Source organism: Ruegeria sp. BG6 (assembly GCF_056538465.1).
This window is the reverse complement of record NZ_JBQFTB010000004.1, coordinates 46,103-65,760: the sequence shown is the minus strand read 5'-3', so window position 1 is coordinate 65,760 and position 19,658 is coordinate 46,103. Positions and strand designations below refer to the sequence as shown.

Below are 19,658 nucleotides of genomic sequence, written 5' to 3'. Positions count from 1 at the left end.
GCCCTTACATCCATCCCCATGGAAGAACTATTGCGCAGCACCGATCCGACAATCCTGGCCTTTGCATCCGCTCTCCTTGAAGGCGAGGATATAGACTGCTTTCAGATGGACGTAAATATGAGCATCCTCGAAGGCGGTATAGGAATTTTCCCCCGCCGCCTGATGGTGCGCGCCGACGACCTGATCCGCGCCGAACGGGTAATGCGTGACAACGACATCCCCTTGGGCCGATGAGCGGGTTCTCCGACAGCGAGCTGAGCTGCAACGAGTTCCTCGGCGGACGCGTGCGGCTGTGGCAGCCATTGTCCGGCTATCGCGCAGGTGTTGACCCGGTTCTGCTGGCGGCCTCGGTTCCGGCCACGGCAGGCCAAACCGTGCTGGAGCTTGGCTGCGGGGCAGGCGCCGCCATCCTGTGCCTTGCCGCCCGCGTGCCGGGCCTGCATCTGACAGGTGTTGAGCTGCAACCTGCATATGGCGATCTGGCGCGGCGCAACGCCGCAGAGAACGATGTGCCGCTGGCAGTGATACAGGCAAACCTGACCGATCTGCCCAATGATCTGAGGCAAAGACAGTTCGATCACATTATAGCCAACCCGCCCTATTACCGCCCCGGCGCACACAGCCCGGCGCAGGATTCAGGGCGGCAGGTGGCGCTGGGCGAGCAGACACCGCTGTCGGACTGGATCGGCGTGGCCGCCAGGCGACTTGCCCCGCGCGGCTATCTGCACATGATCCAAAAGGCCGAACGCCTGCCGGACATGTTGTCGGCCTGTGCCGGCAGACTGGGTTCAGTCGAAGTCCTGCCGCTGACGCCGCGCGCGACCCGAAACGCTGAACTGGTCATTCTGCGCGCACGGAAAGAGGGGCGCGCCGCCTTCCAGCTCCATTCCCCGCTGATCCTGCACCAGGGCGCACGGCACGAGAGGGACGGTGAGAGCTACACGCCCGAGGTCACTTTGGTGCTGCGGAACGGGGCCGCGCTGCCCGGATTTTCGGATTGATAGGCGGTGACCGGCCGAATTTGTCGGATTTGTGACAGATTCTGTGCGTCTGCGGCGTGACAGGCTGGAAACGATGTGGTCAACTTCCCATGTAATACTCAGACATCCAACTAAGGAGGATCGCCATGAGCGTGAGCGCACATCTGACGGAACTGAAGAAAAAACACGAAAGTCTCGGTCTCGAAGTGGAAAAAGCCCAACGCTCGCCAGGAATTGATGATCTCCATATTGCGCAGCTCAAAAAGCAGAAGCTCAAGCTGAAGGAAGAGATCGAACGCCTGTCCAATTAAAGTGTCCAGCACCTGACCTGAATCACTCTGTATCGCCAATTTCCCGAAAGCACCAAAGGCGCGAAAGGTTATTGGCGATGCAAGTTCAGGGCAGGGCGAACTAGGACTTCAGACTGGCCCGCGCCGCAATTGTGGCCCCGCCGGTGATCAACAGCGCCGCGACCGCCAGACCCCAGGACGGGGCGGCGATCCCGGCCAGAACCAGCGCAAGCGTAGACAGCAATGGTGCCGCATAGGACGCGGTGGCCAGTATCTGAATGTCGCCCCGCTTGACCCCGATATCCCAAACATAAAACGCCAGCCCGACCGGTCCCAGACCCAGTGCAAGGATCGATGCCCAGCCGAATGCGGTCGCGGGCCAGACCGTTTCTTCCACGGCAAGATGCAGCGCGCCCGAGGCAATTGCCGCGGCGATGCAGAAAACGGCAACCGAACTGGTGGGTGTATCGCCCAGACGCCGGGACAGAACGGAATAGCCCGACCAGGTCAACGCGCACATCAGTGCCAGCGCATATCCGGGCAGGTGTTGCACCTGAAACCCGGTGCTGCCGCCACCGGCAATGATCAGCGCCGCGCCCGCGAAACCGAAGCAGGCCCCAATCAGATGCCCGATGCGCAACCGCTCGCCGGGCAACAGCCCCGACAGCAGAACGATCAGCAAAGGCCAGAGATAGGCGATCAGACCCGCCTCGGCCGCGGGGGCCATCCTCAGTGCCGAGAAATACAGGGCGTGATAGCCGAACAGACCCAGCGTTCCGAACAGATAAGTTGTCCAGGGTACGCGCCGCAGTTGTTGCAATCCGCCGGTGGCCCAGGTCCAGATCAGGCCCAGAGTGCCGCCAATTGAAAAGCAGACGGCGTTCAGCAGCAACGGTGGTGTCGGTGTCGAGCCGACAGTGAACAGGGCCAGCAGGGACCACAGCAGCACAGCAATAAAACCAATGGCCGTTGCGCGCATTCTGCTCATGGGGCAGCCTCTTCGGGATTCTGAAATTGACAGGGCCGGCCCATTTGGACCGGCCCGTTCAAAATTGCAATCGCTCTTGATCAGACGAAGAACTGCGCACCGTTGGCCGAGATGGTCGAGCCGTTGATGAACTGGGAATCGTCCGATGCCAGGAACGCCACGCAGCGCGCGATTTCCTCGGGCTCGCCCAAGCGGCCGGCCGGGATCTGACCGATGATCGATTCGCGGACTTTTTCAGGAACCGCCATCACCATTTCAGTGGCAATGTAGCCCGGGCAGATAGCGTTGGCGGTGATGCCCGCACGTGCACCTTCCTGCGCCAGCGACTTCACAATGCCCAGATCGCCCGCTTTTGTCGCGGCATAGTTCACCTGCGCGAACTGGCCCTTCTGTCCATTGATCGAGCTGATGACGATCACGCGGCCAAATTTCCGCTCGCGCATGCCGGGCCAAACAGGGTGAACGGTGTTGAACACGCCGGTCAGGTTGGTGTCGATCACCTGATGCCACTGCTCGGGCGTCATCTTATGGAAAGGAGCGTCTTTGGTGATGCCGGCATTTGCCACAACGATGTCGATCGGGCCAACTTCGGCCTCGACCTTTTCGATACCCGCCTTGGACTCGTCATAGTCGGCGACGTTCCACTTATAGGTGGCGATACCGGTCTCTTCGGTGAATTTCGCGGCGGCTTCGTCATTCCCCGCATAGGTGGCTGCAACGTTGTACCCTTCGGCCTTGAGCGCCTTGGAAATTGCTGCGCCGATGCCGCGGGAGCCGCCGGTTACGAGTGCTGTACGTGCCATTTAGGAGTCCTCCAAATTTAGTCGGCTTGGTAATTCTGTTACTCTGAGAGAGATTGGTGCGCAATATCGTTTCGTTCAGGTCTTTACTTTTCTGCTCAGCGAAATTGTCGCAGCTACGGTGTAAGGCTTGATTGTAACAAAAAAGGGCGCCCGTGGGACGCCCTTTTCTATTTGGTTCTCAACCCACTTAGTCGCGCTCCACACACAGGGCGACACCCATACCGCCGCCGATGCATAGGGTCGCCAGGCCCTTTTTCGCGTCGCGGCGCTTCATTTCGAACAGCAGCGTGTTCAGAACGCGGCAGCCCGAGGCACCGATCGGGTGGCCGATGGCAATCGCGCCGCCGTTCACGTTCACGATCGACGGGTCCCAGCCCATGTCCTTGTTCACGGCGCAGGCCTGCGCGGCAAAGGCTTCGTTCGCCTCGACCAGATCCAGATCGTCTACCGACCAGCCGGCTTTCTCCAGCGCCTTGCGCGACGCGTAGATCGGGCCCACACCCATGATCGACGGGTCCAGACCGGCAGTGGCGTAGGATGCGATACGGGCCAGCGGCTCGATCCCGCGCTTTTCGGCGTTTTCAGCAGACATCAGCAGGGTTGCGGCCGCGCCGTCGTTCAGGCCCGAGGCGTTTGCCGCGGTGACAGAACCGTCCTTGGTGAAGGCAGGGCGCAGCTTGGCCATGGCTTCCATGGTCGCGCCGTGACGGATGTATTCGTCGCTGTCCATCACGATGTCGCCCTTGCGGGTCTTGATGGTGAACGGCGTGATCTCGTCGGCGAACTTGCCGGCCTTCTGCGCGGCTTCGGCCTTGTTCTGCGAGGCAACGGCGAATTCGTCCTGCATGTCGCGGCTGATCTGCCACTTCTCGGCGACGTTTTCAGCGGTCTGACCCATGTGATAACCGTTGAAGGCGTCCCACAGACCGTCGCGGATCATCGTGTCGATGTATTTCATGTCGCCCATCTTGTGACCGGCGCGCAAGGCGGCAGCATGGGGCGAAAGGGTCATGTTTTCCTGGCCGCCGGCGGCAACGATGTCGGCGTCGCCCAGCTGGATGTGCTGTGCGCCCAGAGCAACGGCACGCAGGCCCGAGCCACAGACCTGGTTGATGCCCCAGGCCGCGCTTTCCTGCGGCAGGCCGGCATTGATATGCGCCTGGCGCGCGGGGTTCTGGCCCTGAGCGGCGGTCAGAACCTGGCCCATGATGGTTTCGCTAACCTCGCTTTTGTCGATTCCCGCGCGTTCGACAACGGCCTCAAGCACAGCGGCCCCAAGATCGTGGGCGGGGGTGTTGGCAAACGAGCCGCCAAAGCTGCCGACACCGGTACGTGCGGCGGATGCGATTACTACGTTGGTCATTCGATTAATCCTTTACCGTCATTGTCCTGTGGGAAATGTGACGGCGCAGATCGTAGAGGATCCCCCTGCAATCAAGAGCGCCCCGTGATCCCCGCTCCAGCACCATTTGGATATCGCAATGCTGCACGCGCAGCAACGGGCAGCTTGTCTCAGGGCGGCTGGTCGTAGGCTGAAATGTGTTGCGGCAGGTGTTAAGTCCCTGTCTCCTGTGTCTTTTCCGCTTTCCACGGCGGTTTGACCGAGGGCGCGCCGAACAAAAAGCCCTGCAGGCAATCGACACCGCTGGCCACCAGAAACTCGGCATCCTGCTTGGTTTCGACCGATTCGGCAGTCACGAGGATTTCGAATTCGCGGGCAACCGCGATCAGGGCTCTGACCAGCGCCTGATTGTCGGGGTTCGTGCTGACACCACGCAAGAATTGTCCGTCGATCTTGGACGCGTCGAACAGAAACTCGCGAAAGTGGCGAAAGCTGAAGTTGCTGGCGCCAAAATCGTCCAGCGCAAAGGCGATGCCGCGGGCCTGCAGACGATCCATGAAATCGACCACCAGTTCCGGTACCTGCATCGCCGAACTTTCCGAGATTTCCAGGATCAGGCGTTCACCCAGTGCGGGGTCATTTTTCATGAACCGCTCAAGAATACGCGACCAGCGGGCGTAACCGATCGAGCGGGCCGACATGTTGATCGACAGTCGGATCCCCGGATTGCGGGTCAGGGTGCGCAAACCCATTTCAAGCGCGACACAGTCCAGCTCGCGCCCGATTGGCGTGTTTTCAACCTCGGGCATGAACTCGCGCGCGGGAATGACCCGCCCGGTTTCGTCCAGCACCCGGATGAACCCTTCGTAGAACGCCACGCCTTGGGGGGCATTGGCCTGCATGACCGGCTGAAAGGCCAGCTTGCATTGCTTGTGTTTCACCGCCTCTGTCGCCATTTGCACCGTCGACAAATCGCGCGAAGCCACCGCCGCGTTCAGCGGATTGTCCGAGCCTTCCGGCAGATCAGCCAGTTTCCTGTTCCGCATGGGCACGCCCAATCCTTGCGTAAGATCAATAGGGGTCCGCGCCCATATCAGAGCAAAGAAGTGAATCTGACGTTAATGGAGACAGAAGCGTAACAGCCGCTATGTGTCGGGGTTCACTTGGCCGATCGGCTGGTCTGGCGCAATGTGGTTGCTGCGCCGATCAGGGCCCCAAGAAGGCCCAGCGTCATCATTGCAAAGCCCAAACCCAGGAATACCGAAGGTCCTCCGCCAATGGCTGTCAGCATGGCAAGGACAAGGCCGGTCAGGCCAAAAACAGTATAAAGGGTCGTTGTACGAGACATAATGGCCTCCGGGCACGCTAAATCAAAACATCGATCTAATATGAAGCCGGGGCCAAATATTTCAAGTATTCAGCGTAAGATAGTCGTTGCGCTCAGGATTGTTCCGCCTGTTTTGCGGGCAAAAATTCCTCGAGATGTTCAAATCCGGGCGTTCCGCGATCTTCGGGATGTCGGGCCAGATGGCTGGCTTTGATCTGCTCAGAATTCTTCCGGCTTCCGTCATGGCTGTAGCCCGGCGGCGCAAAGCAATAGGCCAGGCGTTGCCGCCATGTCAGCCCGGGCTGCGTCGCGTCGCGCCAGATGCCGACCCATTCGTGAAAGGCCACGCGCAGCGGGTTGAACGTGCCGATATTATGCACCAGCCCATAGTCGACACGGTCGTCATCCTGTTCCGGTACAAAAGTACCGAACATCTTGTCCCAGATGATGAAGACACCGGCATAGTTGCAATCCAGGTAACGCGCATTGCGGCCATGATGCGCGCGGTGATGGCTGGGCGTGTTCATCACCGCCTCGAACCAACGCGGCATTTTGCTGATGGCTTCGGTGTGAATCCAGAACTGATAGATAAGATTCAGCCCGCCGACGAAAAGCACCATCGCGGGGTGAAACCCCAGCAGGATCAGCGGCGCGCGCACCACCATCATGAAGGTGAATGTATAGGTCCAGGTCTGCCGCAGGGCAGTGGTCAGGTTGTAATGCTGCGAACTGTGATGGTTCACATGGCTGGCCCAGACCCAGCGGATGCGATGGCCAAACCGGTGCACCCAGTAATAGCGCAGGTCATCCAGCACGAAGCACAGGATAATCACCGGGATCGAGGCGCCAAGGTCCAGCGGCGTGATCCGCCACAGCCACATGAAAAACGCGTATGCGATGAAGCCCAGCAGAAAGCCAGAGGCGATGTTGCCCGCGCCCATGATCAGCGAGGTCACTGCGTCGCGCGTCTCATACCGCCCACCGCGGCCCTTGATGGCGATCCACAGAAACTCGGCCAGAATGGCGGCGATGAAGAACGGGACGGCCCATTGCACGGCGTCGGGAAAGCTCACTTGGTCGGTCATGAAGGGTCCATCATCAGACGCCAGTGCTGGCGTTCGCTGTCATCAAGGCTGAGGATTACGCGTGGGGTGCTGAAATCATGAAACTGAACCTCGATGCCTTTGGGATGGTCCATCCAGTCGAAATCAAGCAAATGCCGCGCCACGGTATCCGCACCGAACGACCACAAAAGCCCCTTGCCGGCGTCCGTGCGGATCAGCGCCGCATGGCCGTCATGGGCAATCATGACATCAATGATGTAATCCTCCGGGGCATGTCGCAGCCATTCCGACCGCGCCGTGTCCGGTGTCAGAAGGCGCAAACGGGACTTGCCCGTCGCATGCAGCAACAGGGTAATTCCGGCGATACCGCCGACCACCAGAACCAGCAGGATTTCAAGCGGCATTCCGTCCTCCCGCCGACAAGTTGCAAGGCGGATAACGGACTGTCAAAGGTGGCGTTGCGTCAGCCTTTTTCCAGACTTTCCAGGATTTCATGCTGCACCACGCGCCGGACGAACGGAACCAGACCTTCGGGACCCGATGTGCGGTCTTTCAGGTGAATGCAGATATCCGGACGGCGGGAGGCGATAATGCCCACCATTTCGCCCCGTACCTTGTCATCCAGCCCCGCACCCATGATGGCGCATGCGATCCGGGGTTCGGCGTCCAGTTGCCGCCGCACCTCATCAGGATCATGTGCACCCAGCCATTGAATCGGCAGGTGATCCAGTTGCTGCGCGACATCCCCGATCACATTCGGCAAGCGTCCAATCAGCAAAACCACAGGTCTCATCGTCACCTCCATTCCCAAAACGCAAACTGCCCCGCCCAACAGGAGGGGCGGGGACAGTATATCACGAGATTGAAATCGACGAGCCTACATTACCGGATTGTACCGATGGTCTTTTTCAGCTTTCGCCCTCTGTGCCGACCAGCGCCGCGATGATCGCCTTGGCGCTGTCCGAATTCCATTCCGCATCCCCGATCAGGCGCGCGATCTCCTGTCCCTCGGGGTTAAGGATGACTGTGATCGGCAAGGCGATGACGCCGAATTCACGCGCGGCGGCCTGGCTGGGGTCCTGATGGCGCGGAAGGTTGACGATTCCGTTCTCGTCGAAGAACTTCTTGATCCCGGCAGGGGTGTTTCGACCGGTGGCCAGGGTGAGAACCTGAAATTTGTCGCCGCCGAATTCTTCCTGCAACTCTGCAATCTGGGGCATTTCCTTGCGACAGGGCGCACACCAGGTGGCCCAGAAATTCACCAGCACATATTTGCCGGCGTAATCTTCAAGTGTGCCGACCCCGCCGTCATCCTCAAGCTGGAACTCGATGGTCTTTGCCGGTTTGGGTTCTTTATGCAGGATCAGCCGTTTCAGGCTGCCGTCCCGCAGCGGCGCCAGAGTTTCGGCATCACTGGCCAAAGCCGCATTTGCACCCAGCGCAAGGGCCATATAAAGGGGGATCAGACGAAACAGGCGCATATCAACTCCGGGTTTTCCAACATGACCGATCAATCCTCGAACCAGATGTGGGGCGGCCGCTTTGCCGCCGGTCCAGACGCGATCATGGAGGCGATCAACGCCTCGATCGGGTTCGATCAGCGGATGGCAGCCCAGGACATCGCAGGCTCGCGCGCCCATGCCGCCATGCTGGCTGCCACAGGCGTTATAACTGATAGTGACGCGCAGGCCATTCGGGAAGGGCTGCTCACCGTTTTGTCAGAAATCCAGAACGGAGAATTTCAGTTCTCGACCGCGCTGGAAGACATCCACATGAATGTCGAAGCGCGCCTGAAGGAAGTGATCGGAGAGCCCGCAGGCCGTTTGCACACGGGCCGCAGCCGTAACGATCAGGTGGCAACCGATTTCAAACTCTGGGTCCGCGATCAGCTGGACGCGGCGGAAACCGGGTTGCTGGCCCTGATCCGCGCGCTTTTGGCGCAGGCCGAGGCCGGGGCGGACTGGGTCATGCCCGGATTTACCCATCTGCAAACCGCGCAGCCAGTGACGTGGGGTCACCACATGATGGCCTATGTCGAGATGTTTGGCCGCGATCTATCCCGCGTGCGCGACGCCCGAGCCCGGATGAACGAATCGCCGCTGGGTGCCGCCGCGCTTGCGGGCACTTCTTTCCCGATCGACCGGCACATGACGGCCGAGGCGCTCGGTTTTGACCGCCCCGCGGCGAACTCGCTGGATGCGGTCAGCGACCGCGACTTCGCACTGGAATTCCTTTCGACCGCCTCGATCTGTGCCGTGCATCTGTCGCGCTTCGCCGAGGAACTGGTGATCTGGTCCTCGGCCCAGTTCCGGTTTGTGACGCTGTCCGATCGTTTTTCGACCGGTTCGTCGATCATGCCGCAAAAGAAAAACCCCGACGCGGCGGAACTGATCCGCGCCAAGGTGGGGCGTATCTATGGCGCCAATACCGCTCTGATGATGGTGATGAAAGGCCTGCCGCTGGCCTATTCCAAGGACATGCAGGAAGACAAGGAACAGGTCTTTGACGCCGCCGACAACTGGATGCTGGCGCTGGCGGCGATGGAAGGCATGGTCAAGGACATGACCGCCAACCGCGACAGTCTTGCCGCCGCCGCCGGTTCCGGTTTTTCGACCGCCACCGACCTGGCTGACTGGCTGGTGCGCGTTCTGGGCCTGCCGTTCCGCGACGCCCACCACGTCACCGGCGCGCTGGTAGCCATGGCCGAAGCCAAGGACTGCGACCTGCCCGATCTGACCCTTGAGGCCATGCAGTCTGTCCATGCCGATATCACGAATGATGTCTATTCTGTCCTAACCGTCGAAAATTCGGTAAACTCACGTCAGTCCTATGGTGGCACGGCACCGGATCAGGTCCGCGCCCAGGCCGAGCGATGGAAGGGATTGGTGTGAAACAGGTCATGCGCATCTTCATGCTGATCGCGGTCGGAGTTGCTCTGGCCGGGTGCGGCGCGGACGGCGAGCCGACCACCCCAACCATGAGCGCCAGTGTCGGTGTCGGATCAAATGGCGTTCACGTCGGCGCAGGCGTCGGATTCTGGCGCGGACCCGTCGGTGTGTTCTTTGGTGTCTGACCGGCCGAACGAAAGAACGAAAAACTCTTGATGAAAACCTTTCTTCTGATCCTTTCGCTGGCCGCCCTTGCAGCTTGCGACCCAAACTACAAACCGCGCTCTGAACCGGCGGCGCAACCCAGAGGTTCGGGCATTTCCATCTCGGGGTATGGCCGCGTGGGAATTTCGACGACAAAATAAGGGTTCCGCCGGAATCATTTGCTCCGAATGCCCTTTTTGGTCTAAGCGCGCAGTCATGGATCACTTTCTCTACCGCGACGGCGCGCTCTACGCCGAGGATGTCCCGATTTCCGAGATTGCAGCCGCGGTCGGAACGCCGTTCTACGTCTATTCCACCGCGACATTGCTACGGCACTTTCAGTTGTTCGATGACGCGCTTGAGGGCACGGATCACCTTGTGTGCTATGCGATGAAGGCGGCCAGCAATCAGGCGATTCTGAAAACGCTGGCGCAAGCCGGTGCGGGAATGGACGTGGTCTCGGGCGGGGAATATCTGCGCGCCAAGGCAGCCGGTGTGCCGGGCGACAGGATCGTGTTTTCGGGCGTTGGCAAGACGGCGGATGAAATTCGCACCGCACTGACCGGTGGCATCCGCCAGTTCAACGTGGAATCCGAGCCCGAGATGGAGGTGATCAATGCCGTCGCGCAGGAGCTGGACGTTGTGGCGCCGATCACAGTGCGGGTGAACCCCGACGTCGACGCCAAAACCCACGCCAAGATCGCGACCGGCAAGTCCGAGAACAAGTTCGGCATCCCGATTGCGCGCGCCTCCGAAGTCTACGCCCATGCTGCCAGCCTGCCCGGGCTGGAGGTCATCGGCATCGACGTTCATATCGGCTCGCAACTGACCGAGCTTGAGCCGTTCGAGCTGGCATATACCAAGGTGGCGGAGCTGACAGAAAAGCTGCGGTCTGAAGGGCACGATATTCGTCGCCTCGATCTGGGCGGTGGCCTCGGCATTCCGTACACCCGCTCGAATGACGCACCACCACTGCCAGTGGAATACGGTGCACTGATCAAGAAAACGCTGGGCCATCTGGGTTGCGAGATCGAGATCGAGCCGGGCCGATTGATTGCCGGAAATGCCGGGCTGATGGTCAGCAAGGTGATCTATGTGAAATCCGGCGAGGGTCGCGATTTCCTGATCCTTGACGGCGCCATGAACGACCTGATTCGCCCCGCAATGTACGAGGCGTATCATGACATTGTCGTCGTTCATGAACCCGCGCCGGGGGTCGAACAGCAACCCTATGACATCGTGGGCCCGGTCTGCGAAACCGGTGATACCTTTGCCAAGCAGCGCGATATGCCGCCGCTGCACGCCGGTGATCTGGTCGCGTTCCGCAGCGCCGGGGCCTATGGTGCGGTGATGGCCAGCGAATACAATACCCGTCCCCTGATCCCCGAGGTTCTGGTGCATGGGGATCAATTTGCGGTTATTCGTGAACGCCCAAGCTTTGACGAAATCATAAACCGCGATACCATACCCCCATGGCTCTGACGCGATGATCGCACGGGCCTGATCAGGAGGCCCGCCTTGAGCGACAGATCAAACCTGCCTATTCCCCGGCTGTCCCTGTGGCTGACGCACGCAGGGATGCTGGCCGAGCGGGTTTTGCGCGCGTTTTGGCCGTTTTTTTCGATTTTGATGGCCATTTTGGCCGCTCTGATGTTGGGTCTGCAGGATCTTGTCAGTGTCGAATTTGTCTGGGCGGCGGGCAGTGTCGCGCTGATCGGACTGCTTTCTGCGCTCATGCTCGGGGTCAGGCGATTCCATCTGCCGACACGCGCCGAGGCGTTGGTGAGGCTGGATGAAACACTGCCGGGACGCCCGATCCAGGCCTTGGTGGACGATCAGGCCATCGGCTCCATGGACGCGGCCTCGGTCGCCCTGTGGCAGGCACACCAGAAACGCATGGCACAAAAGGTGGCGCAGGCCGAACCCGTAAAGCCTGACCTTCGGCTGGCAGACCGCGACCCCTTTGCCTTGCGCTATGCAGCGCTTCTGGCGCTGGTGATCGCAACCCTGTTCGGGTCGTTCTGGCGTATCGGATCCGTGGCCGAGATGACGCCCGGTACCGCGACAGCGGGGCAGGGGCCAAGCTGGGAAGGCTGGATCGAACCGCCCAGATACACCGGTCTGCCGACGCTCTATCTGGCCGATCAGCCGGGCCCCGATCTGACGCTTCCACAGGGCAGCCGCATCACGTTGCGCTTTTATGGTGAAGTCGGGGCACATAGCCTGACCGAGACCACGTCTCTTTTGGGGGCCGAGGCCGAGACCAATCCCGAACAGGATTTCGTGGCCGAACATTCAGGGCAATTGAAGATCGAAGGCCCCGCAGGGCGCGAATGGGCGCTGAACCTGCTTGCCGACGCCGCGCCGCAGATTGCGGTGACCGATGTGGCCGAAGCCGAGGCGGGTGGTCAGATGAAACTGCCCTTTGCGGCAAGCGATGATTATGGCGTGGTCTCGGGCACCGCATTGATCGAACTTGATCTGGCCTCGGTTGATCGCCGCTTTGGCCTGACTGCAGACCCTGAACCGCGCGAAGCCGTGACCGTTGAACTGCCCATGCCGATCACCGGCGACCGGGCCGATTTCACGGAAGACCTGATCGAGGATTTCTCGGAACATCCCTGGGCGCACCTGCCGGTCACGATAACCCTGATGGCACGGGATGCCGCCGATCAGGAAACCTGGTCCGATCCCTATAAGACCGCCTTACCTGCGCGCCGTTTCTTCGACCCGCTGGCTGCCGCGGTGATTGAACAACGGCGTGACCTGTTGTGGGCCCGTTCCAATGCGCCGCGCATTGCGCAAGTTCTGCGCGCCGTGTCCCACCGCCCCGAGGATTTGTTTCGGTCCGACACCGCCTATCTGAGGCTTCGGGTCGTGCTGCGCCGGTTGGAGACGTTTACCGATTATGGCCTGAAGCCGGATCAGCAGGCCGAGATAGCCCAGGCCCTGTGGGATCTGGCCGTGCTGATCGAAGATGGCACTCTGGCCGATGCGCTGGAACGCATGCGCCGCGCGCAGGAGCGCCTGACTGAGGCGATGAAGAATGGGGCCAGTGACGAGGAAATCGCCGAGCTGATGCAGGAGTTGCGCGAAGCCACGCAGGATTACATGCGACAGCTTCAGCGGCTGGCGCAGGAAAAAAGTGAAGGTGGTGAGAACCAGACAGGCCCAAATGGCGAGTCTCTGCAGATGACACAGGACGATCTGCAGCGGATGATGGACCGCATTCAGGAATTGATGGAACAGGGCCGCATGGCCGAGGCGCAGCAGGCGCTGGAAGAGTTCCAGCAGATGATGGAAAACATGCGCGTGACCCAAGGACAGGGGCAGGGCGGACAGTCCGAGGGTCAACAGGCCATGGAAGGGCTTGCGGAAACCCTGCGCGAACAGCAGGGCCTCAGCGATCAGGCGTTCCGGGATTTGCAGGAACAGTTCAACCCCGGTGCGCAGGCCGGTGAAAGCCGCGGCAACGAAGGCCGTTCCGGAGGCCTGGGCCGGGGCCAGAGCCATGAAGGTCAGGGCGGTCAGGGTGACGGCTCGGACGATCAGGCCGGCGGCGGACAACAGGGCCAGGGATCGCTTGCAGACCGCCAGCAGGCCCTGCGAGAGGAACTCAGACGTCAGGAACAGGGCTTGCCGGGTGCCGGAACCGCCGAAGGTGAAGCGGCGCGCGAGGCGCTGGACCGCGCCGGTCGCGCCATGGACGAAGCGGAAGACGCCCTGCGCGGCGACGATCTGGCCGAAGCCATTGACCGACAGTCCGAAGCGATGGAGGCCCTGCGCGAGGGCATGCGCTCGCTGGGCGAGGCGCTGGCGCAGAACCAACAGAACCAACCGGGACAGGGCTCGCAGGAAGGCGACATGGAGGCCAACAACCGCGATCCGCTGGGCCGCAGCCCGGGTGCTGCCGGGTCGATCTCGACCGACGACAACCTGTTGCAGGGGGAAGACGTCTATCGCCGCGCGCGTGAACTGCTGGACGAAATCCGCCGCCGCACCGGTGAATCCGATCGGCCCAAGATCGAGCTGGAATACCTCAAACGCTTGCTGGAACGTTTCTGACGCTTGGTTTTGCGCGGCTCAGTTCTGAACCGTCCCGGATTGCGCCTGAAGCCAGACACGCGCCTGATCCACCAGCGAGACATAGGGTTTCAGAACAGGGTCGGCCTGCGGAACAGCTTCACTGATCTGCTGCGCGTTGCCGTAGATCAGAAACAGAAGAACGCCGATGATCAGGATCAGTGAGAATCCCCGCAGAAAGCCGCCCGATTTGCGCTGCGCGGGCTGATCGTCGGTATCGGACGCGTTCACTTCATCGCTGCGCAGGCTGGAATTGATCGCCTCGACATCCGGCAAAGCGTCTTTCTGCCCCGCATCGGCGGCGGTTTCCACGGGAACGGATTGCGTCGCAGGCGCCGGTTTGGCGACCGGTTCCAGCGCAAGATCAGGCTGGCTTTCAAGGCCGCCCCCTTCCTTGGCCCGCAATTCCGCCTCGCGGGCTGCCTCCTCCTTCAGGATGCTGGCGACAGAGGGGTCGACACCGCTTTTGGCCTCGGCAGGCTGGGCCTCTGCGGGCTCGTTCATGTCGTCGGCTGGCGGCGATGCGGGCTCGGGCGCCTCATCGGTTGCAGCATCCGGTGCTGCCGGTTCGGGCGCAGAGGCTGCTTCAGCCGGGTTCTTCGCCTGAAACCACGTCTCTTCACAATTGGAACACTGAACGTCGCGGCCTTCTTCCGGAATGACCTCATCCGGAACTTCATACTGGGCACTGCAATTGGGACACGTAAGACGCATGCTGCCTCCTGGCCGATTGATCGGCCTGATAGTAGTTTTTTAAGAAACCATATTCCGTTAAGACCCAACAGCAAAGGGCGATTTCGGTTTCACGGGTCAAGTGTCACCAAATCGACCCGGTGCAGGCATTGAAACCGCAACCGCGCTCGGGCAAGAAGAGCGGCAGAAAAAACTGGGGGCGCACCTTGTGATCGAGCTGGAGAATGTCAGCTACACCTATGGCGACGGCGAACTGCTGAGCGACGTGTCGATTCAGCTGCCGCCGGGGTCCTTCCACTTTCTGACCGGTCCCTCGGGTGCGGGCAAGACCACGTTCCTCAAACTATGCTACGGCGCTCTGTTGCCGACATCCGGTCGTCTCAGCGCGTTTGACAGCGATATTGCCCGGCTGGACCGCGACCAGATGGCGCTGTTGCGCCGCCGGATCGGCGTGGTCCATCAGGATTGCCAGTTTCTCGACCACATGACACTGGCGGAAAACGTGGCCCTGCCGCTAATGGTCTCGGGGCGGGCCGAAACGGCGGAACAGGACAACCTGACAGAACTGCTGAGCTGGGTCGGGCTTGGATCAAGGCTCGAGGCGCATCCGCCGGAACTGTCGGGCGGCGAACGCCAGCGCGCGGCGCTGGCCCGCGCGGTGATCCTGTCGCCGGATGTGGTGCTGGCGGATGAACCCACCGGCAACGTCGACTGGGAGATGTCGCAGCGCCTGCTGCGCTTGCTGGTCGAACTGAACCGGATGGGCAAAACGGTGCTGATCGCGACCCATGACCTCAGCCTGATCCGCGCCGCCAAAAGCCAGGTACAGGCGCGTGTTCTGCGGATCTCGCAGCGCAAGCTGCAGCTCGCGGGGGCCGATCTATGAGCAATGGCACCATCCGCAACCTGCTGTCGCGTGACAAACGCGCCGACCGGGTGGTTCCGCCCACAGGATATACCGCGCATCTGACCCTGTTCGTGTCGGGCGCGATGGGATTTCTGGCGGTATTTGCGCTGGCCCTGTCGCTGGCTTCTGGCCGCGTGGCGGATCGCTGGGCGTCGGAACTGGCCGGTGCCGCCACCTTGCGCATCAACGCCCCTGCCGGACAGCTTGCGGCCCAGACCGAAGCCGCCCTGATCGTCCTTGGCCAGACCCCTGGAGTCGCCTCGGCCCGCGCCTTGACGGATCAGGAACAGGCCGCTCTGCTATCGCCATGGTTCGGACCCGATCTGCCACTGGACACTCTGCCCGTGCCGCAACTGATCGAGATTATCGAAGGCGAACCGGGGCTGGATGCCGCCGGGCTGCGCCTCCGACTGAGCGCCGAGGTACCTGGCGCGGTTCTGGATGACCACACACGCTGGCGCGAACCGCTGGTTGACGCGGCCATGTCCGTGCGGCGACTGGGCTGGATTTCCATTTTGCTGATCGGCGGTGCAACCGCCGCAATGATCACGCTGGCTGCCAACGCCTCGCTGGCTGCCAACGCCCGGATCATCGAGGTCCTGCGCCAGGTCGGAGCCCGCGACCGTTTTATCGCCGGAGCCTTCGTGCGCCGCTTTACCTATCGGGCGCTGCTGGGGGCCGGGATCGGAACCCTGTTTGGAATGATAGGCGTGTCACTGCTGCCCGAAACCTCGGATGCGGGCGGGTTTCTGACCGGGCTCGGCTTTCAGGGGGCAGGATGGTTGCTGCCAGCCGTCATCCCGCTTCTGGGCGCTACGGTTGCGTTCTTCGCGACCTGGAGCGCCGCCCACAGAAAACTAAAGGAGCTTTCCTGATGCGAACAGGTTTTCAATGGATTCGCTCTTTGATCTTCATGATCACAATCTATGCCTGGATGTTGATCCTTGGCATTGTCTTCGCGCCCTATGCCCTGTTCACCAAACGCGGCGCATTGCAGGCCTGCAAGACCTACGCCCTCAGCACGATCTGGCTGGCCCGCTGGATGGTCGGCATCCGCTGCGAGGTGCGCGGATCACCCCCCCATGAAGAAGTCGTCATCGGCGCCAAGCACCAGTCCTTCCTCGACATCATCATGATCTTCAGCGCCATCCCCCACGGCAAGTTCATCATGAAACGAGAGCTTCTGTGGACCCCGATCATCGGCATGTATGCCCGCCGCTTGGGGTGCATTCCGGTCAACCGCGGCAAAAGGGGCGCGGCTGTAGCGAAGATGGTCAAGGACGTCGCAAAGGAATTCACCGAACCCGGACAGCTGGTGATCTACCCGCAAGGCACCCGTGTCGCGCCGGGCGTTCAGAAACCATACAAGGTCGGAACCGCGGTGCTTTATGAAGGTCTCGGGTTTCCATGTGTTCCGGTGGCCACCAATGCGGGCGTTTTCTGGCCCCGCTCCGGGATCATGCGCAAGCCCGGCCTTGCAATTGTCGATTTCCTGGAACCGATCGAACCGGGCGTGGCCCGGGACGAATTTCTGGACCGGCTGGAACAGGAGATCGAGACGCGGTCGAACAGTCTGATGCGGGAAGTGGGGTTTGATCCGGATGGAGTTCATTGAAGACATAGCCGCGCTTGAGGCGCTTTACGGCAAACCCGGCGCGCCGTCCTTGCGCAAGGTGGTGCGCGATCTGACACCGCTTTACCGGAAATGGATCATGGCTTCACGCCTTTGTATTCTCAGCACGGTGGGCCCCGAAGGTGTCGATGGCAGCCCGCGTGGTGACGATGGTCCCGTGGTGCTGGAGCTTGACGCCAAAACTCTGGCGCTTCCGGATTGGCGCGGAAACAACAGGCTGGATTCCTTGCGCAATATCGTCCGCGACCCGCGCGTTTCGCTGATGTTCATGGTGCCGGGGTCGAACAATGTCGTTCGGCTGAACGGAACCGGGCGCCTGACCGCAGACGCGGGAATGCGTGACAGGTTCGAGAAACACGGGAAGACCCCGGCAACCGTCATTGTCATCGAAATAGACGAAATCTACACCCAATGCGCCCGTGCCCTGATGCGGGCCGGAACTTGGACAGGCAGGGACCAGAGCACCGATCTGCCAACGATTGGCGAAATGCTGGCCGAAGCGTCAGATGGCGAGGAAGGCGGCGCGGACTACGATCGTGAATGGGGCGCCCGCGCGGCAAAAACCTTGTGGTAACGGGGGCTCTGCCCCCGCCGCGCGTGCCGCGCGACTCCCCCGGGATACTTTCGGCCAGATGAAGAGCGGATCCGAACTTCATCTGGCTCCAAATATCCCGGAGCGCGAGGCAGAGCCTCGCATACCTTGGTTCAGTCTGGTGGACCCCTAAGAGTGTATCGGACCGTCGCCACAGGCCAGTGCTGCTTCGCGCACTGCCTCGGAATACGTGGGGTGGGCATGGCAGGTCAGGGCCAGATCCTCGGCCGAGGCACCAAACTCCATCGCCACGCAGACCTCGTGGATCAGATCTCCGGCAGCCGGGCCGATGATATGCGCGCCCAGAATTCGGTCCGTGTCCTCGTCGGCGAGGATTTTGACAAATCCATCGGCGGCAAAATTCGCCTTGGCGCGGCCATTTCCCATGAACATGAATTTGCCGACCTTGTAGGCGCGGCCCTGTTCCTTGAGGGTCGCTTCGGTCTCGCCCACATTGGCCACCTCGGGCCAGGTGTAGATCACGCCGGGAATGACACCATAATTCACATGCCCATGCTTGCCTGCAACCTGCTCGGCGGCGGCCATGCCTTCATCCTCGGCCTTGTGCGCCAGCATCGGGCCTTCGGTCACATCACCGATGGCATAGATCCCCGGCACATTGGTCTGCCAGTCGGCCCCAACCTTGATCTGGCCGCGCGGCGTCATCTCAACACCGAGAGCGTCCAGTCCCAGTCCGTCCGAGTATGGCTTGCGCCCGGTGGCGACCAGCACGGTATCGGCTTCGATCACGTGGTCGCTGTCGTCCTTGAGCAGCTTGTAGGTCACCTTGGCTTTGGTCTTGGTGGCTTCGGTCTTCTGGACTGCCGCCCCCATGACGAATTTCAGGCCCTGCTTCTTGAGGATGCGCTGGAAGGTCTTCTGCACCTCGGGGTCCATGCCCGGCGTGATTTCCTTGAGGAATTCGATCACCGTCACCTCGGCCCCCAGGCGGCTGTAGACCGAGCCCAGTTCCAGCCCGATCACACCGGCGCCGATGACAACCATCTTCTTCGGAATCTTGCCCAGCGACAGCGCTCCTGTCGATGTCACGACGACCTTTTCATCGACCTCGACACCCGGCAGAGCAGACGGTTCGGAGCCGGAGGCGATGATGATGTTCTTGGCCTCATGCACCTCGCCGCCCACCTTGACCTGACCGGCAGCGGGGATCGAACCCCATCCCTTCAACCAGTCGATCTTGTTCTTCTTGAACAGGAACTCGATGCCCTTGGTGTTGCCCTCGATCACCTCGTCCTTGTAGGCCTGCATCTGTTTCCAGTCGACCGAGGGGCTTTTGCCCTTCAGGCCCATCTTGGCAAAGTTATGCTCGGCCTCGTGCAGCTGATGGCTGGCATGCAGCAGTGCCTTCGACGGAATGCAGCCCACATTCAGGCAGGTTCCGCCCAGCGTCTCGCGCCCTTCGACCACGGCGGTTTTCAGCCCCAGCTGGGCGCAACGGATGGCGCAGACATAGCCGCCGGGTCCGGCGCCGATTACGATGACGTCATAATTTGCCATAATATTCTCCTAACTCGACCGGATCGCCCGGTGGCCGCTCGACCCGGCATCGGCGGGTCGGGGCATGTTCGTCCTTAGACGGGTTCCAACAGCTTGATCGTGATATGGGCAATGCCGCCGCGCTCGTGATGCATGGCCAGTTCCTCGGATCCGAAAAAATCCCTCGCCTTGTCCAAATCCAGAACCTCGAACATCGCTATTGCATGGTCCTTCTGATCCGGGTCGCGCCAGACATGGAGGTCGCGGATACCCGCGGCCTTGCGCATCGGGTTGTCCTCGCGGAACACTTTCAGCCAGGCATCGAAATCGGCCACATCGGCCTGCCAGAGTACATGTGTCGCCATGA

General features: G+C 61.2%; 24 protein-coding genes. 12 read left to right on the top strand and 12 right to left on the bottom strand.

All coding sequences use genetic code 11. The features are described from left to right. Nucleotides 1-18: 18 nt before the first annotated feature. From ACR0JW_RS09455 to ACR0JW_RS09445, 3 genes are all read left to right on the top strand, one after another. Nucleotides 19-234, top strand: coding sequence for a putative signal transducing protein (locus ACR0JW_RS09455; RefSeq protein ID WP_170614375.1), 216 nt, complete (start codon nt 19-21; stop codon nt 232-234). Beyond that, complete coding sequence (locus ACR0JW_RS09450; RefSeq protein WP_480713841.1) at nt 231-1,001, top strand: tRNA1(Val) (adenine(37)-N6)-methyltransferase; 771 nt, start codon at nt 231-233, stop codon at nt 999-1,001. The genes ACR0JW_RS09455 and ACR0JW_RS09450 overlap by 4 nt, the downstream gene beginning before the upstream one ends. 125 nt (nt 1,002-1,126) lie before the next feature. After that, on the top strand, nt 1,127-1,291 hold the full coding sequence (locus tag ACR0JW_RS09445) for a YdcH family protein (RefSeq protein ID WP_170614377.1): 165 nt from the start codon (nt 1,127-1,129) through the stop codon (nt 1,289-1,291). Between the two features lie 100 nt (nt 1,292-1,391). Here ACR0JW_RS09445 and yddG read toward each other — a convergent pair whose 3' ends face one another. From yddG to ACR0JW_RS09400, 9 genes are all read right to left on the bottom strand, one after another. Next, a complete protein-coding gene (gene yddG / locus ACR0JW_RS09440) occupies nt 1,392-2,258 on the bottom strand; it encodes an aromatic amino acid exporter YddG (RefSeq protein WP_480713840.1) in 867 nt (288 codons plus the stop codon). Between the two features lie 80 nt (nt 2,259-2,338). Then, complete coding sequence (phbB, locus tag ACR0JW_RS09435) at nt 2,339-3,061, bottom strand: acetoacetyl-CoA reductase (protein ID WP_170614379.1); 723 nt, start codon at nt 3,059-3,061, stop codon at nt 2,339-2,341. Between the two features lie 187 nt (nt 3,062-3,248). Further along, on the bottom strand, nt 3,249-4,424 hold the full coding sequence (locus ACR0JW_RS09430) for an acetyl-CoA C-acetyltransferase (protein ID WP_170679668.1): 1,176 nt from the start codon (nt 4,422-4,424) through the stop codon (nt 3,249-3,251). Nucleotides 4,425-4,615: 191 nt separating this feature from the next. Beyond that, nucleotides 4,616-5,449, bottom strand: a complete 834-nt coding sequence (locus tag ACR0JW_RS09425) for an EAL domain-containing protein (RefSeq protein ID WP_170679670.1) — start codon at nt 5,447-5,449, stop codon at nt 4,616-4,618. Nucleotides 5,450-5,562: 113 nt separating this feature from the next. Then, nucleotides 5,563-5,751, bottom strand: coding sequence for a hypothetical protein (locus tag ACR0JW_RS09420; protein WP_170614382.1), 189 nt, complete (start codon nt 5,749-5,751; stop codon nt 5,563-5,565). A gap of 92 nt (nt 5,752-5,843) precedes the next feature. Beyond that, nucleotides 5,844-6,815 (bottom strand): sterol desaturase family protein, encoded by a 972-nt coding sequence (locus ACR0JW_RS09415; protein WP_170679672.1) that lies wholly within the window; start codon nt 6,813-6,815, stop codon nt 5,844-5,846. Then, the gene (locus ACR0JW_RS09410) at nt 6,812-7,198 is read right to left on the bottom strand and encodes a hypothetical protein (protein ID WP_170614384.1); all 387 of its coding nucleotides are present in this window, start codon (nt 7,196-7,198) and stop codon (nt 6,812-6,814) included. The genes ACR0JW_RS09415 and ACR0JW_RS09410 overlap by 4 nt, the downstream gene beginning before the upstream one ends. Before the next feature lie 59 nt (nt 7,199-7,257). Next, nucleotides 7,258-7,587: a hypothetical protein gene (locus ACR0JW_RS09405; protein WP_170614385.1), complete on the bottom strand. Its 330-nt coding sequence runs from the start codon at nt 7,585-7,587 to the stop codon at nt 7,258-7,260. Between the two features lie 115 nt (nt 7,588-7,702). Further along, the gene (locus ACR0JW_RS09400) at nt 7,703-8,275 is read right to left on the bottom strand and encodes a TlpA disulfide reductase family protein (protein WP_170679674.1); all 573 of its coding nucleotides are present in this window, start codon (nt 8,273-8,275) and stop codon (nt 7,703-7,705) included. Nucleotides 8,276-8,296: 21 nt separating this feature from the next. On the opposite strand from ACR0JW_RS09400, the gene argH reads away from it, so the two are divergent. From argH to ACR0JW_RS09375, 5 genes are read left to right on the top strand one after another with little or no spacing between them, the layout of a single operon-like run. Next, nucleotides 8,297-9,685 carry an argininosuccinate lyase gene (gene argH, locus ACR0JW_RS09395; RefSeq protein ID WP_170679675.1) on the top strand — a complete coding sequence of 463 codons (1,389 nt, stop codon included), beginning with the start codon at nt 8,297-8,299 and terminating at the stop codon, nt 9,683-9,685. After that, complete coding sequence (locus ACR0JW_RS09390) at nt 9,682-9,867, top strand: argininosuccinate lyase (protein ID WP_321249300.1); 186 nt, start codon at nt 9,682-9,684, stop codon at nt 9,865-9,867. Before argH ends, ACR0JW_RS09390 begins: the two co-directional genes overlap by 4 nt. Nucleotides 9,868-9,897: 30 nt before the next feature. After that, complete coding sequence (locus tag ACR0JW_RS09385) at nt 9,898-10,047, top strand: hypothetical protein (RefSeq protein ID WP_480713839.1); 150 nt, start codon at nt 9,898-9,900, stop codon at nt 10,045-10,047. A gap of 55 nt (nt 10,048-10,102) precedes the next feature. Then, nucleotides 10,103-11,368, top strand: coding sequence for a diaminopimelate decarboxylase (gene lysA / locus ACR0JW_RS09380; protein WP_480713838.1), 1,266 nt, complete (start codon nt 10,103-10,105; stop codon nt 11,366-11,368). A gap of 36 nt (nt 11,369-11,404) precedes the next feature. Beyond that, on the top strand, nt 11,405-13,951 hold the full coding sequence (locus tag ACR0JW_RS09375; RefSeq protein WP_480713837.1) for a TIGR02302 family protein: 2,547 nt from the start codon (nt 11,405-11,407) through the stop codon (nt 13,949-13,951). 18 nt (nt 13,952-13,969) lie between these two features. Here the strand turns inward: ACR0JW_RS09375 and ACR0JW_RS09370 are convergent, their stop codons facing one another. Next, entirely contained in the window at nt 13,970-14,683 is a 714-nt protein-coding gene (locus ACR0JW_RS09370; protein ID WP_170679679.1) for a zinc-ribbon domain-containing protein, read from the bottom strand. A 187-nt stretch (nt 14,684-14,870) separates the two neighbouring features. Here ACR0JW_RS09370 and ACR0JW_RS09365 point away from each other — a divergent pair, with 187 nt between their 5' ends. Genes ACR0JW_RS09365 through ACR0JW_RS09350 form a run of 4 tightly spaced genes read left to right on the top strand, consistent with a single transcriptional unit; the run spans nt 14,871 to nt 17,776 of the window. Then, complete coding sequence (locus ACR0JW_RS09365; protein ID WP_170679786.1) at nt 14,871-15,548, top strand: ATP-binding cassette domain-containing protein; 678 nt, start codon at nt 14,871-14,873, stop codon at nt 15,546-15,548. Beyond that, nucleotides 15,545-16,444: an FtsX-like permease family protein gene (locus ACR0JW_RS09360; protein WP_170679681.1), complete on the top strand. Its 900-nt coding sequence runs from the start codon at nt 15,545-15,547 to the stop codon at nt 16,442-16,444. Before ACR0JW_RS09365 ends, ACR0JW_RS09360 begins: the two co-directional genes overlap by 4 nt. Beyond that, a complete protein-coding gene (locus ACR0JW_RS09355) occupies nt 16,444-17,184 on the top strand; it encodes a lysophospholipid acyltransferase family protein (protein ID WP_170679683.1) in 741 nt (246 codons plus the stop codon). The genes ACR0JW_RS09360 and ACR0JW_RS09355 overlap by 1 nt, the downstream gene beginning before the upstream one ends. After that, a complete protein-coding gene (locus tag ACR0JW_RS09350) occupies nt 17,171-17,776 on the top strand; it encodes a pyridoxamine 5'-phosphate oxidase family protein (protein ID WP_170679685.1) in 606 nt (201 codons plus the stop codon). The genes ACR0JW_RS09355 and ACR0JW_RS09350 overlap by 14 nt, the downstream gene beginning before the upstream one ends. A gap of 147 nt (nt 17,777-17,923) precedes the next feature. Here the strand turns inward: ACR0JW_RS09350 and lpdA are convergent, their stop codons facing one another. Further along, nucleotides 17,924-19,312 carry a dihydrolipoyl dehydrogenase gene (gene lpdA, locus ACR0JW_RS09345; protein WP_480713836.1) on the bottom strand — a complete coding sequence of 463 codons (1,389 nt, stop codon included), beginning with the start codon at nt 19,310-19,312 and terminating at the stop codon, nt 17,924-17,926. 74 nt (nt 19,313-19,386) lie between these two features. Beyond that, the gene (locus ACR0JW_RS09340) at nt 19,387-19,656 is read right to left on the bottom strand and encodes a hypothetical protein (RefSeq protein WP_170679689.1); all 270 of its coding nucleotides are present in this window, start codon (nt 19,654-19,656) and stop codon (nt 19,387-19,389) included. Nucleotides 19,657-19,658 lie beyond the last annotated feature (2 nt).

Coding starts and splice junctions, on each gene's coding strand:
- yddG (WP_480713840.1), bottom strand. CDS start 2,258: ATGAGCAGAATGCGCGCAACGGCCATTGGTTTTATTGCTGTGCTGCTG.
- ACR0JW_RS09415 (WP_170679672.1), bottom strand. CDS start 6,815: ATGACCGACCAAGTGAGCTTTCCCGACGCCGTGCAATGGGCCGTCCCG.
- ACR0JW_RS09445 (WP_170614377.1), top strand. CDS start 1,127: ATGAGCGTGAGCGCACATCTGACGGAACTGAAGAAAAAACACGAAAGT.
- ACR0JW_RS09420 (WP_170614382.1), bottom strand. CDS start 5,751: ATGTCTCGTACAACGACCCTTTATACTGTTTTTGGCCTGACCGGCCTT.
- phbB (WP_170614379.1), bottom strand. CDS start 3,061: ATGGCACGTACAGCACTCGTAACCGGCGGCTCCCGCGGCATCGGCGCA.
- ACR0JW_RS09370 (WP_170679679.1), bottom strand. CDS start 14,683: ATGCGTCTTACGTGTCCCAATTGCAGTGCCCAGTATGAAGTTCCGGAT.
- ACR0JW_RS09340 (WP_170679689.1), bottom strand. CDS start 19,656: ATGGCGACACATGTACTCTGGCAGGCCGATGTGGCCGATTTCGATGCC.
- argH (WP_170679675.1), top strand. CDS start 8,297: ATGACCGATCAATCCTCGAACCAGATGTGGGGCGGCCGCTTTGCCGCC.
- ACR0JW_RS09450 (WP_480713841.1), top strand. CDS start 231: ATGAGCGGGTTCTCCGACAGCGAGCTGAGCTGCAACGAGTTCCTCGGC.
- ACR0JW_RS09425 (WP_170679670.1), bottom strand. CDS start 5,449: ATGCGGAACAGGAAACTGGCTGATCTGCCGGAAGGCTCGGACAATCCG.
- ACR0JW_RS09455 (WP_170614375.1), top strand. CDS start 19: ATGGAAGAACTATTGCGCAGCACCGATCCGACAATCCTGGCCTTTGCA.
- ACR0JW_RS09400 (WP_170679674.1), bottom strand. CDS start 8,275: ATGCGCCTGTTTCGTCTGATCCCCCTTTATATGGCCCTTGCGCTGGGT.
- ACR0JW_RS09350 (WP_170679685.1), top strand. CDS start 17,171: ATGGAGTTCATTGAAGACATAGCCGCGCTTGAGGCGCTTTACGGCAAA.
- lpdA (WP_480713836.1), bottom strand. CDS start 19,312: ATGGCAAATTATGACGTCATCGTAATCGGCGCCGGACCCGGCGGCTAT.
- ACR0JW_RS09355 (WP_170679683.1), top strand. CDS start 16,444: ATGCGAACAGGTTTTCAATGGATTCGCTCTTTGATCTTCATGATCACA.
- ACR0JW_RS09405 (WP_170614385.1), bottom strand. CDS start 7,587: ATGAGACCTGTGGTTTTGCTGATTGGACGCTTGCCGAATGTGATCGGG.
- lysA (WP_480713838.1), top strand. CDS start 10,103: ATGGATCACTTTCTCTACCGCGACGGCGCGCTCTACGCCGAGGATGTC.
- ACR0JW_RS09385 (WP_480713839.1), top strand. CDS start 9,898: ATGAAAACCTTTCTTCTGATCCTTTCGCTGGCCGCCCTTGCAGCTTGC.
- ACR0JW_RS09430 (WP_170679668.1), bottom strand. CDS start 4,424: ATGACCAACGTAGTAATCGCATCCGCCGCACGTACCGGTGTCGGCAGC.
- ACR0JW_RS09410 (WP_170614384.1), bottom strand. CDS start 7,198: ATGCCGCTTGAAATCCTGCTGGTTCTGGTGGTCGGCGGTATCGCCGGA.
- ACR0JW_RS09360 (WP_170679681.1), top strand. CDS start 15,545: ATGAGCAATGGCACCATCCGCAACCTGCTGTCGCGTGACAAACGCGCC.